The following is a 12,137-nucleotide window of genomic DNA, read 5'->3' as shown; positions in this document are numbered from 1 at the left end:
GGATTATTCCTTGCCTACGAGCACCGAGCCCAGACGAATCCAGGTTGCGCCCTCCTCGATGGCCACTTCAAAATCGCCGGACATGCCCATTGACAGATGCTTGACCTCATAGGGCAAAACGGCTTGTCCGTTGAGCCGGTCACGCAGGTCGCGGAGTCCGCGAAATACCGGCCTCGCCGCTTCGGGCTCGCTATCGTAAGGCGCCATCGTCATCAGACCTTCAATATGGATATGCTCCAGCCCGCGAAGCTCCTCGGCAAAAGCCGTCAGCTCGTCGGGATGCAGCCCGTATTTCGTTTGTTCCCCCGAAACGTTCACTTGAATGAACGCTCGCACGGTTTGCCCGCGCGCTCCGGCCTGGCGATTCAGCTCCTGCGCCAGCGAGCTGCGGTCCAGCGAATGGATGTAGGCGAATTTGCCGATGACATCCTTGACTTTGTTTGTTTGCAAATGACCGATAAAATGCCATGTGCCCCGCTCGTGCAGCGCCTCCCATTTGGGCTTTACGTCCTGCCAGCGGTTCTCGCCAATATCGAGCAACCCTTCGTCCATCGCCGCTCGCGTTGTCGCCAGCGATACATATTTGGTCACAGCGATCGTCCGCACTTCCTCCCGGCTGCGCCCGGCTCGGGCGCAAGCGGCGGCGATCGACCGCTCGACTGCTTCTATTCGTTCTCGTAAACTCATCGTCCGGCACCTCAATTTCCATCGCTTCGCCCTTACCGGCGGCCCGTTCCCGCAGCTTGACGCCGCCGGAGCAAAGGGGGGATCTTCGCTGTCATTCCAGCGCGATCCAAGCGATCATTCGGCCTGTGGAACCGCCCTCCTTGCGGTGGGAAAAAAATAAATCGGTTCTGCAGCTCGTACATAACTGTGTTACTTCGATACAAGGCGACAAAATTCCTGCTTGTTCTAGCAGATTTCGGTTGAATTCCTGCAAATTCAGCATAAATTTGCCGTTTGGCCGCGGCTGCAGCACGGCGGCTTCCGCTTGCGGGGCCGCTCCGGCGGCAGCCAGCGCCTCGCGCACCCGGTCGGCTACCGTGGCGTCGACCTCGTAGCAGCAGACGCCAATCGACGGCCCGACCGCCGCGCGCAGCTCCTGCGGCCGGCTGCCGAAGGCGCGCGCCATCGCCGACACCGTCGCCTGCGCGATGTTGAGCACGCTGCCCTTCCAGCCAGCGTGCGCAAGCCCCACGACCTGCCGGACCGGGTCGTGAATAAACAGAGGCACGCAGTCGGCAAACTGCGTGCACAGCACCAGGCCGCGCTCCGCGGTGACGAAGGCGTCGGTGCCCTGCACCGCGTCTTCGCGCGTTGCGCGGCCCCGGCCCCGGTGCTCGTGCGTCGCCACGAGCACCTTGGTTCCGTGCACCTGCTCCGCATAGGTGCACGCCGCGAACGGCCGGCCGATGCTCGCGGCCAGCCGTTCGCGGTTGGCCACAACGTCGGCGGGATCGTCGCCGACGTGCAAGCCGCCGTTGAGCGAAGCGAACGGCGGTCTGCTCACGCCGCCGCGTCGCGTCGTGAAGCCGGCGCTCACGCCGGGCCAGCGCAGGCGCAGCAGCTGCGGCAGCTCCGCTTCGCCGGGCTGCCTGCCACCCGCCCGCGGATGGCCTGCCGCGCCATGCGCATCGCTGCTCGCGCCACCCGCCGCCCGCAGCTCCGCTTCGCCCTGCGGCGGCTCCGCCCCGCTCGCCATCGCTCCGCGTCCCGCATGCGCTTCCGCCGCACCGCTCCCGTCGCCGCGTTCCCGCGCGCCGCCGTCTCCCGCCGCTTCGCCCGGCCGCGTCACGCCGCCTGCCGCTTCCCCGCGCCGCATCACGCCGCCCGCTTCCCGGCGCTCTCCCGCTTCTCCGTCTCCCGCTGCTTCCTGCCTTGTATCCAGCACAAACGGTTCCATTATCCGTCTCCCTCCGCTTCATGGCCATGTGCTTCTACTTTAGCATAAAAAGCAAAGACACACGACTTCCGCCGCGCATCGTCGCGCGCAAGGCACCGGTCGTGTGTCGCTTCAACCCCGGTATTGGCGGTTGTACTCGTAGTTGTCTTCCTGCTCGCCCGCCGGCCGGTAGCCCTTCAAGTCGTCCAGCTTGACCAGCACGACGTCCATCCCGATCTTGACGATGTTCTTCCACGGAATGATCACATCCGTCCCGCTGCCGAACAAGCCGAAGAACCGGCTCTGATTCGGCACGACGATCGATTCGATCCGCCCCTGCCGCAAATCCAGATCCAGATCGCTGATTTGCCCCAGCTTTTTGCCATCGACGATGTTGATAACGTCCTTCGTTTGAAAATCCGATATTTTCATGAGGTCGACACCTCGAATCCCGCAAAATTTTCCCTGCCTGGTACTAGTATATGTGGGCTCTCGGCAAAATGTCCTGACCGGGCAAAAATAACCCCGCCCAGCAAGTCCGGCCCGACCGGCCGTTCAACCGCTTGGCGGGGACGGCTCGCTCGGCGTAACCGCATGGCGAGGACAATTGTTGACGCTGGGGACAATCGCCAACGCAACCGCGCGTGACTCCCGATGCGCGACGGCGGCTGTACAGCCGCCGACAGAGCGTGCGAACGGCAATAACGACCTTGCGTCAGCATTTACGCCTTATTCGCTTGCTGGCGTTACGTTTGACCGCCTACGCGCTTAGCACTTTACGCGCTTACGGCTTTACGCCTTATGTCTTGACGTGCTTTTGCATCTGGGAAATGGCCGACTTCTCCAGCCGCGATACCTGAGCTTGGGAAATGCCGATTTCGTCGGCGACCTCCATTTGCGTCTTGCCTTCGAAGAAACGCATCGATAAGATCATTTTTTCGCGCGCATTCAGCTTGCGCATCGCTTCGCGCAAAGCGATTCCTTCGATCCACGACATGTCCTTGTTGCGCTCGTCGCTGATCTGGTCCATCACATAGATCGGATCGCCGCCGTCATGATAAATCGGCTCAAACAGCGAGACGGGGTCCTGAATCGCATCCAGCGCAAAGACGACATCTTCCTTGGGCACGTTCAACGCTTCGGATATTTCATAAATCGTCGGTTCGCGCGAGTTCTGATTCGTCAAGCTGTCGCGCACCTGCAGCGCCTTGTAGGCGATGTCGCGCAGGGAGCGGGACACGCGAATCGGATTGTTGTCGCGCAAATAACGGCGGATTTCGCCAATGATCATCGGCACCGCATAGGTGGAGAACTTGACGTTTTGACTCAAATCAAAATTGTCGATGGCTTTCATTAACCCAATACAGCCGACCTGAAACAGATCGTCCACATACTCGCCGCGGTTATTGAACCGCTGGATGACGCTGAGCACCAGGCGCAGGTTGCCATTCACTAATTTCTCTCTTGCAGCTCGCTCCTGTTTCGTCTGCAGCTCCGCGAACAGCTCGCGCATTTCCGCATTGGTCAGAACAGGCAGTTTGGCGGTATCAACACCACATATCTCGACTTTATTTCGGGTCACCGTGATTACCTCCCAAGGAGAAACATTACTGTTAATTATCCCCGCCGGCCCCTGTTTTATTCGCTGCGGAACGCTGCCCAAGCCACTTGACAAACGCTGTCGAACTTGCTCCCTCCTGTCATTGCTGGCGAAAATCGCTGCGCGCGTCTGCAAATTTTTTTTCGCCCCTCTTGACCCTTGTGGACAAAAAAAAGAGAGGCTGCCCTCTCTTGACTACACCATCTTATTAAACTCCTTGCGCAGCCGTTTGATGATCCGTTTTTCCAGCCGGGAAATGTAGGACTGGGAAATACCCAGCAGATCGGCCACGTCCTTTTGCGTCTTCTCCTCGCCGTCCTGTAGGCCAAAGCGCAGCTCCATGATGATCCGCTCGCGCTCGGTCAGCTTGTCAAGCGCCTTATGCAGCAGCTTGCGGTCGACCTGCTCCTCGATGTTGCGATAGATGGTATCGTTTTCCGTACCCAATACGTCGGACAGCAATAGCTCGTTGCCATCCCAATCGATGTTCAGCGGCTCGTCGAACGACACCTCGGTGCGGATTTTGCTGTTGCGCCGCAGGTACATGAGAATTTCATTTTCGATGCAACGCGATGCATAGGTTGCCAGCTTGATCTTCTTCTCCGGGTCAAACGTGTTGACGGCTTTGATCAGCCCGATCGCGCCGATGGAGACCAAATCTTCGATGTTGATGCCGGTGTTTTCAAACTTCCTGGCTATATAGACAACCAGCCGCAGATTGCGCTCGATCAGCATCGCGCGGATCGCTGCATCTCCCGACGGTAATTTTTCCAGCAAATATTCTTCTTCTTCTCTCGTTAATGGCGGCGGCAGCGCTTCGCTTCCACCTATGTAGTAGATTTCCTCGCCCTTGAGGCCCAAAAACAGCAAAATCCGGTAGTATGCGAGCTGCAGCAGCAATTTCCACTTTACGAGCATGATAGCTTCCTCCTAGTCATTTCGTGAGCGATTTGAATGGCGTAAGTGCGGCATGAACAACGTCAGCCCGCCGTGATCAAGGTCGGATGAATGATGGCGTGATAGGAGCCGTCGCTGCACAGCTTGCCGCCGTCGAGACCGACCAGCACCTTCGAGGCTTCGATCTGCTTGTCATTGTGCGTAATCACCACCTTGTCCGGCTTGATCGCCAGCATGAATTGGGTGCTGCGGTTAACGCCGCGATAAGGAACGAGCCGCAAGCGGTCCTGCCAGACGAACGTATCGTCGGAGCCGATGCCGCTGATGATCTGATCGACGTCGGCGGAGCGGATACGCGCAAGCCATGTCTCGGGCAGCGCCTCGCCCCATTGCGAGGCTTCCATCACCATAACGGGCGTACGCGTCAGCGGATCGTACAGCTGGTTGCCCGTGTCGATCAACCCTTGGCACGTTGCGCGGAAATCGCCGATCTGAATGCACACCTCGGCCAAAAACGTAGTGAACTGCTCGCGCCGCTTGGCGCTTTGCAGAAACGTCCGCAGCCACCATATGACGGCAGCAGCCGCAGCCAATATGAACACCAGCCCGATTTGCAGCTGGAACACCGGCCCCCCGGCGTGCGTGAACAACATGCCGCCCAGCACGTCCGAGGAGGAAGCCAGCACATAATGAAGGCCGAAGATCCCCCCGGCTATGGCAAAATTGACCATAAGAAACGCGCCGAGATTGCGCAAGAAATTTTGCAAGCCGCCAAATCCGAAAGCTGTCATAATCATCCCTGCGCAAAATATACATTTCACAGAAAATGTAAACAGCAAGGACAGCGCCGGAACGAACATCAAGACGACATATGAAGCGCCGATTGCGGCCGATAGAGCCAACCGCCACCAGACTATCGGCAGCTTGCGCGTTTTGGCCGTGACGATCAGCATGGTCGAGTCCATTACAAAGTTCAACAGGAAAATGAGATCCGCATAAACGACCACCCCTCGCCCACCTCCCGTCGGTTCGAAATCAGTATATAAGAATCTTATTTCAAAGTCTGTCTAAACTTGCCAGGCCCTGGACACTTTTTTTGTCAGTTGCTGCAAGGAGGCTTCAGCCCGCGCCACGACGGGCGCAAACAGCAAAAAACCGAAGTCTCGCGCTGGGCGAGCTTCGGTTTATCTTTAAAAGCCTGTCATTATTTGTCGGTGTTGCGGCCGCGATTGCGGAGAAACGTCGGAATATCCAGCTGATCGCTCGAAGGCTGGCTGCCGAACGGACGCAGATTGTTTGTCCGATTGTCGTTGTAGCTCTCAGGCTGACCGGACGAAGGGCGTTTGGCCGGCTGCTGCGTCGGCACCTGCTTGTGTTCAAAGCCGGTGGCGATGACTGTCACCAGAATCTCGTCCTTCAAGCGGTCGTCGATCACCGCGCCGAAGATCATATTGACTTCGACGTCGGAAGCGGAAGCGACGATGTCGGCTGCCTCGTTCACCTCATACAAACTGAGGTTCATGCCGCCGGTAATGTTCATCAGCACGCCGCGCGCGCCTTCAATCGACGTTTCCAGCAGCGGGCTGGAAATCGCCTTCTTGGCCGCTTCGGCCGCGCGATTCTCGCCCGTGGCGACCCCGATGCCCATCAACGCCGAGCCGCGCTCGGTCATGATCGTTTTCACGTCGGCAAAGTCAAGGTTGATCAGGCCCGGTACCGCGATCAAGTCCGAAATGCCTTGTACGCCCTGACGCAAAACGTTGTCCGCTTCACGGAACGCTTCGAGCATTGGCGTCTTCTTATCGACAATTTCGAGCAGCCGGTCGTTCGGAATGATGATCAGCGTATCGACCTTTTCCTTGAGCGCGGCAATGCCTTGCTCGGCTTGCAGCGAGCGCTTGCGGCCCTCGAACGTAAACGGCCGAGTGACTACGCCAACCGTCAACGCGCCGACTTCCTTGGCGATTTCGGCAATGACCGGAGCTGCGCCTGTACCCGTACCGCCGCCCATACCGGCTGTCACGAACACCATATCCGCTCCGCGCAGCGTGTTCAGAATCAATTCTCTGGATTCCTCAGCCGCTTTCTTGCCAACATCCGGGTTCGCTCCCGCACCCAAGCCGCGCGTCAGCTTGTCGCCAATTTGCAGCTTGTGCTCCGATTTGGCCAGATGCAGCGCTTGAGCATCCGTATTCACCGTAATGAACTCGACTCCCTTGACGCCGTTCTCGATCATCCGGTTGACGGCATTGCTGCCGCCGCCGCCGACGCCGATGACTTTGATTTGTGCCAATTGGTCCATGTCCATATCAAATTCAAACATGTAATTGTTGTCCCCCTAACTCTCATTCGCAGCTTGTTCGATCCTGCGTTGATCCTCAAGCCTGAACGGCTTAAATAAATTCGCTGAAAAAGTTTTTGAGCCTCTCCAGCAAACCTGTTTTGTTACTGCCGCCGGAGGTTTTTTTACTTGAGGATTTGGCCGCTGTTTTCTTGGTGAAGCTTGCGCCAGCCTGCCGGGCTTTCAAATATTTGGACACGAACTGAATAATGCCTACGCCGTTCGTAAAAGACGGGTCGCGCACGCCGATGAAATCCGGCACGGCGATGCGTACTGACGTCGCCAGCTCTTCCTGGGCTACCGCCAGCATGCCCGGCATCATGACGGTGCCGCCGGCCAGCACGTAGCCTCCGGTCAAATCGCCGTATCCCAGACGATGGACCTCGCTGCGAATCAGCTGGAAAATCTCCTGCACCCGCGGCTCGACGATGTTCGCCAGATCGACCTGAGAGAACTCCTTGTCCACGTTGCTGCCGATGCGCGTCACCTTGAACACCTGGTCGGGCGCTGCGTCCTGAATCGAAGCACAGCCGAATTTGAGCTTGATGCGTTCGGCAATCTCCATCTGCGTGCGTAGTCCAATCGCGATGTCATTGCTGATGTACTCCCCGCCAATCGGAATGGTCGAAGTCGCCACCATGTTGCCCTGCTCGAATACGGCCAGCGTCGTCGCGCCTGCGCCGATGTCGACCAGCACCGTTCCGATCATTTTCTCGTCCTTGGACAGCACCAGCTGGCCTGCCGCAAGCGACATCAAGATCAGGCCCGCTACCTTTAGTTCGGATTTTTCCACAACCCGAATCAAATTATGTATGCCTGTCTTGGCGCCGGTAATAATCGTCGCGTCGACTTCCAGACGAACGCCGATCATCCCGCGCGGATCGTTAATGCCTTCCTGCCCGTCCACCAAATATTGCTTTGGCACGACTCCGATAATCTCACGCTCTGGAGGCAACGCAATAACCCGGGCGGCCTGGATGACGCGATCGATGTCCTCCTCGCCGATTTCCCGATCCTCGTTCGAGACGGCGACAACGCCGTGGCTCGTCTGCAGCGCGATGTGATTGCCGGTAATGCCGACAAACACCTCGGAAATTTGTACGCCTACCATCCGTTCCGCGTGATCGACGGCACTGCGGATGGAGTTCACCGTCTGGTCAATGTCCACGATCGCGCCTTTGCGAATGCCTTCAGAGTCGGCAGATCCTACTCCAATTATATTAATGGTTCCGTTGACAACTTCCCCAATAATAGCACGAACCTTGGATGTACCGATGTCCAAACTAACAATGATGTCATTGTTGCTCAAGCCCTTGGCACCTCCTGTAAATTGGTAAAAATTTGAGTTGTCCACACATGCCCTTGTACATATTCAACACAATAGCCACATTCCCTCTTTTTTCTACAATTTTTTTATACGTAAAAATCGATCCAATGGTGCGTCTATGTGCAAAAGAGGCTCAAAATAACCATAAAACCAATTTTAACATTAATTTTGGCGGTTGAGTAGTCCATTTTGCTTTTTTGTAAACCATGCAAACGTTTATTCTCCGGCCGCGTCGGCAGGCGTTTCGCCCGAAGCGGTCTTGCCGGAGGCTTGGGCCGAATCGCCCTGCTTGCCGGCCGGTTTGACCGCGTCCTTCGCGCCGCTGCTTGCAGCCGCGTTGTCTTTGCTGCCGGACGCCCCGGGGTCGTCGCTCATTTCAAACGGAGCGTGATTGTCGACCTCCAGCATCCGGATCACGCCGCCGTCGACGTGATTCTCTTGCAGACTGGCAATGTAGGCCGGCAAATTATCGATTTTGTCCGGAAGATAAGCAATCGTCGTGTACACCTCGTATTGCGAGCGCGTGTACATTTTGATTTTATCGGGATACGATTCGGACGGATCGGGCTTAATCTCCGAAATATCGGCCAGCGCGCTCGCCGGCAGCTCGCCGAGCACCTGACAGAGCGCCGCTTTATTCGGATCGCTGTCCGACCAGCCGGTTAGAATCGGCTTATCCAGCGGGAAATCGCCGGATGGCAGCTCCACAACCGCACCGTCGGCGAGCACGGCTTCGGTCTTGCCCTCCGGCGTCAACTGGAACGCCACCTTGGGGAATTCCTTGACCTGAATGTGCACTTGACCGGGAAAATGCTTCGTCACTTCCACATCCTGCACCATCTTCAGCGACTTGACCCGCGCGGCGATATCCGAGCCGCCGATGGCGAAAAAGCGGTCTCCCTCCTTCAGCCCCGCCGCTTGGCGGATCGACTCCGCGTCCAGCAGATCGTTGCCCTCGACCTGAATGACGCTGACACGGCTCAACGAGGATTGAAAGAACAGGATGACAAGCAGTGTGATGAAAAACAGGAACAGGAACGCCAGCAGCTTGCGGCTCGCCCGAGCGCGCGGCTTGGGCTTGGGAAGAGCCGGCATCTTCAAATCGTCGGGCACTTGGGTATCACCTCATAGAAAATAACTTTGGAAGATGGCGCTTTAACTTTGCGCCAATCAACTTTTACTGAACAAATCCATCGCGCAGCTAGACCCGCGGCGACGGCGGCAAGCTGCTCCGGCCAGTCAAGCGCAGCCGCTGCCAGATTTGCTCCGGCCTGCCGGCGAACGGAAGCATGGCCTTTTTGCAACCAACGCAGGAGGAGGCCCAGCAGGGCATGTTTCGCACAAGATGAGTTTGTGAAATTCTAGCAGGAGTTTTTTCATTAGGAAATGCTTCGCAAGAACTATTTTCACAAGATCAAACGGTTGCACATTTAGACCTATATAATAGAAGAAAAATATCGAAAAATCCCGAAAAAGCGCTGACGCGGTCACAACCTGGACCGCATGTAGACGGAGGTCCGGGGAAGGGGCAGCTTGCAGCGGCTGCCCGATTGCGGTTCACAGACAGCCGGCAGCGCGGCCTGCCGGGATCCGTCCGGCGCGACGACCAGCCGACGGGCTTGTCCACAACCGGGCGGACACAAGAAAAACTCCTGTCGGAGTCTTTCAAGGTTGAACGCCTTGAACCGTTTGTCTTGCGTTCACCGGGTATAGCCCGGGCCAAACCCGGAATCCCCTCCTGCAGCGGGCAGGAAGGGAAGGCGGGGCTTCATCAAAGGTCCGTTACTCGCTTGGAACGGGCAGCTGCCGGTGAACCGAAGCGCCCAGCCGGCTTAACATCATCTCGATCCGGTCGTAGCCGCGGTCGATATGATGAATTTGCTGCACAATCGTCGTGCCGTGCGCAGCGAGACCGGCGATAACAAGCGCCGCTCCGGCCCGCAGGTCGGTTGCCTCCACCGTCGCTCCATACAACCGCGGAACGCCGCGAATAAAAGCGGAGCTCAAGTCGACGCGAATGTCCGCACCCATGCGGGAAAGCTCATCGACATGCTTGAAGCGGCCTTCAAAGATCGTTTCTTTCATCACGCTCAGCCCGTCGGCCAGCGACAGCAGCACCATCACCTGCGATTGCAGATCGGTCGGAAATGCCGGATGCGGCGAAGTCACGATTCGCTCTACCGCTTTGGGGCGCGTCGGACAGCTTACATGTATTATATCACCGTCCGTTACGATTTGAACACCTGCGCGTTTGAGCACATGAATCACCGAGGTCAGGTGGGCAGGGTTGACTCGCTCCAGCGTGACGTTGCCCCGGGTCGCCGCAGCCGCAACCAGAAACGTGCCGGCCACGATGCGATCGGGAATGATCCGGTACGCGCCAGAGGTTAGCTCCTTCACGCCGCGAATCGTAATCGTGTCCGTACCTGCGCCGATAATATCCGCGCCCATTGCGTTCAAAAAGTTTTGCAAATCCTGAATTTCCGGCTCGCGGGCCGCATTGTAGATGGTGGTGACCCCTTCGGCGCGGACAGCGGCCATCATGATGTTTTCCGTAGCGCCTACGCTCGGAAAATCCAGCACGATTTCCGCGCCCTGCAAGGTATCGGCGGTACAAACGATTTGATTGGCGGACTCTTCAATCTGAGCCCCTAGAGCTTGAAGTCCTTTCAGGTGCAGGTCGATTTTGCGTTCGCCGATCGCGCAGCCGCCCGGCTGATATACGGTAACGCTGCCGAATCTGGCAAGGAGCGGGCCCATCAGAAAGATCGAGGATCGCATTTGTCCCATCAATTCTTCCGGGATATGAGAGGAATGAGCTGTGGATGTTTGCAGGGTGACTGTGTCGTTTACCTGTTCGGCGCGACAGCCGAGTGCGCGGAGAATCCGCAGCATCGTCTCGATGTCGAGCAGATTGGGGACATTGTGCAACGTGTGTGTGCCGCTGGCCAGGATGCAAGCTGCCAAGATCGGTAATGCGGCGTTTTTTGCGCCGTGTATCTGGATGGCTCCCGTGAGAGGTTTTCCACCTTCGATAACCAGCTTCTCCAAAGTTCCACCTCCGATTTACCTCTCACCCACCACCAATACCTCCGGAACCAGCGAGATGCCGTACTTGTCGAGCACGATTTGCTGGATCTCTTCGATGAGGGTGAGAACGTCCACGGCTGTAGCGTTCCCGGTATTCACGATGAAATTGGCGTGCAGCTCGGAGACCTCCGCGCCGCCGACACGCTTGCCCTTCAGGCCCGCTTCTTCGATCAGCTTGGCGGCAAAGCCGCCTTGCGGATTGCGGAAGACGCTGCCTGCACAGGCCAGCTGCAGCGGCTGCGTGCGCAGCCGGCGATCGCGGTAGGCCGCCATCGCGCCGGCGATTTCCTTGCGGTCGCCTTCGACCAGCTCGAACACCGCCTCGGTGACGATACCCGGCAGCGTATGCAGAACGGAATGGCGATACGCATAGCGCAGGTCGTCTGCTTGCATCGTGACGATTTCTCCGGAATCGAGAATCACTTCAGCCTGCTTGAGTATGCGTGACACGTCAGAGCCATGAGCCCCCGCGTTCATGTAAACGGCGCCTCCCACGGAGCCGGGAATGCCTCCGGCAAACTCCAGGCCCGTCAAACCTGCCTTGGCGGCCAGCACGGACAGCTTGATGAACGAATACGAAGCGCCTGCATAGACGGTAGTGCCATCGAAACGCAAGGTCTCAAGCGTGTCGCCCAGCTTGATGACTGCTCCACGAATCCCCTTGTCGGCGACAAGCAGATTGGAGCCGCGTCCAATGACCGTCCACGGGACTTGGTGCCGGACGAGAATGCGGATGGACGCCGCAATCGCTTCCTTGCTGACGGGGACGATCAGGAGATCGGCAGGACCGCCGATTTTCCATGTCGTATAAGGGGCCAGCTTTTCGTTCAATCGGATTTCTCCGACCTGTGCCGCTTGTAAGTCAGATATGAGCTGCTGCATGGGAACCTCCTTCACAGAACTTCGGGCGGATCGCGTTCCTCCTCTGCCGGATGGCGTTTGAGGAATCGTTTCCCGGCGCGCGGCTCGGGCCTGAGCGGCCGACTGCCGTGCGCTGCCT

11 protein-coding genes are annotated in these 12,137 nt (G+C 57.8%); all 11 read right to left on the bottom strand.

Features of this window, described 5'->3' with window-relative positions; all coding sequences use genetic code 11:
• Nucleotides 1-3: 3 nt before the first annotated feature.
• Nucleotides 4-687 carry a YggS family pyridoxal phosphate-dependent enzyme gene (locus B5M42_RS22735; RefSeq protein WP_134756191.1) on the bottom strand — a complete coding sequence of 228 codons (684 nt, stop codon included), beginning with the start codon at nucleotides 685-687 and terminating at the stop codon, nucleotides 4-6.
• A 91-nt stretch (nucleotides 688-778) separates the two neighbouring features.
• Nucleotides 779-1,903 carry a peptidoglycan editing factor PgeF gene (pgeF, locus tag B5M42_RS22730; RefSeq protein WP_230633148.1) on the bottom strand — a complete coding sequence of 375 codons (1,125 nt, stop codon included), beginning with the start codon at nucleotides 1,901-1,903 and terminating at the stop codon, nucleotides 779-781.
• Nucleotides 1,904-2,014: 111 nt separating this feature from the next.
• Entirely contained in the window at nucleotides 2,015-2,314 is a 300-nt protein-coding gene (locus B5M42_RS22725) for a YlmC/YmxH family sporulation protein (protein WP_134756193.1), read from the bottom strand.
• 367 nt (nucleotides 2,315-2,681) lie between these two features.
• Nucleotides 2,682-3,464, bottom strand: a complete 783-nt coding sequence (gene sigG, locus B5M42_RS22720) for an RNA polymerase sporulation sigma factor SigG (RefSeq protein ID WP_134756195.1) — start codon at nucleotides 3,462-3,464, stop codon at nucleotides 2,682-2,684.
• Nucleotides 3,465-3,677: 213 nt separating this feature from the next.
• Complete coding sequence (sigE, locus tag B5M42_RS22715) at nucleotides 3,678-4,400, bottom strand: RNA polymerase sporulation sigma factor SigE (protein WP_134756197.1); 723 nt, start codon at nucleotides 4,398-4,400, stop codon at nucleotides 3,678-3,680.
• 62 nt (nucleotides 4,401-4,462) lie between these two features.
• Nucleotides 4,463-5,386, bottom strand: a complete 924-nt coding sequence (spoIIGA, locus tag B5M42_RS22710) for a sigma-E processing peptidase SpoIIGA (RefSeq protein ID WP_134756199.1) — start codon at nucleotides 5,384-5,386, stop codon at nucleotides 4,463-4,465.
• A 197-nt stretch (nucleotides 5,387-5,583) separates the two neighbouring features.
• The gene (gene ftsZ, locus B5M42_RS22705; RefSeq protein WP_134756201.1) at nucleotides 5,584-6,702 is read right to left on the bottom strand and encodes a cell division protein FtsZ; all 1,119 of its coding nucleotides are present in this window, start codon (nucleotides 6,700-6,702) and stop codon (nucleotides 5,584-5,586) included.
• Nucleotides 6,703-6,772: 70 nt separating this feature from the next.
• The gene (gene ftsA, locus B5M42_RS22700; RefSeq protein WP_134756203.1) at nucleotides 6,773-8,029 is read right to left on the bottom strand and encodes a cell division protein FtsA; all 1,257 of its coding nucleotides are present in this window, start codon (nucleotides 8,027-8,029) and stop codon (nucleotides 6,773-6,775) included.
• A gap of 234 nt (nucleotides 8,030-8,263) precedes the next feature.
• Nucleotides 8,264-9,160, bottom strand: coding sequence for a cell division protein FtsQ/DivIB (locus B5M42_RS22695; protein ID WP_230633147.1), 897 nt, complete (start codon nucleotides 9,158-9,160; stop codon nucleotides 8,264-8,266).
• 669 nt (nucleotides 9,161-9,829) lie between these two features.
• Complete coding sequence (murA, locus tag B5M42_RS22690) at nucleotides 9,830-11,098, bottom strand: UDP-N-acetylglucosamine 1-carboxyvinyltransferase (protein WP_134756205.1); 1,269 nt, start codon at nucleotides 11,096-11,098, stop codon at nucleotides 9,830-9,832.
• A gap of 15 nt (nucleotides 11,099-11,113) precedes the next feature.
• A complete protein-coding gene (murB, locus tag B5M42_RS22685; protein ID WP_134756207.1) occupies nucleotides 11,114-12,019 on the bottom strand; it encodes a UDP-N-acetylmuramate dehydrogenase in 906 nt (301 codons plus the stop codon).
• Nucleotides 12,020-12,137: the final 118 nt, after the last annotated feature.

Source organism: Paenibacillus athensensis (assembly GCF_004514475.2).
Lineage (GTDB): Bacteria > Bacillota > Bacilli > Paenibacillales > NBRC-103111 > Paenibacillus_AL > Paenibacillus_AL athensensis.
Note: the sequence above shows the minus strand (reverse complement) of the source record. Positions and strands in the feature narration are given on the sequence as shown.

What these genes read in the sequence shown, in the direction of transcription:
- B5M42_RS22735 (WP_134756191.1), bottom strand. Translation starts at nt 687, where the DNA reads ATGAGTTTACGAGAACGAATAGAAGCAGTCGAGCGGTCGATCGCCGCC.
- pgeF (WP_230633148.1), bottom strand. Translation starts at nt 1,903, where the DNA reads ATGGAACCGTTTGTGCTGGATACAAGGCAGGAAGCAGCGGGAGACGGA.
- B5M42_RS22725 (WP_134756193.1), bottom strand. Translation starts at nt 2,314, where the DNA reads ATGAAAATATCGGATTTTCAAACGAAGGACGTTATCAACATCGTCGAT.
- sigE (WP_134756197.1), bottom strand. Translation starts at nt 4,400, where the DNA reads ATGCTCGTAAAGTGGAAATTGCTGCTGCAGCTCGCATACTACCGGATT.
- ftsZ (WP_134756201.1), bottom strand. Translation starts at nt 6,702, where the DNA reads ATGTTTGAATTTGATATGGACATGGACCAATTGGCACAAATCAAAGTC.
- murB (WP_134756207.1), bottom strand. Translation starts at nt 12,019, where the DNA reads ATGCAGCAGCTCATATCTGACTTACAAGCGGCACAGGTCGGAGAAATC.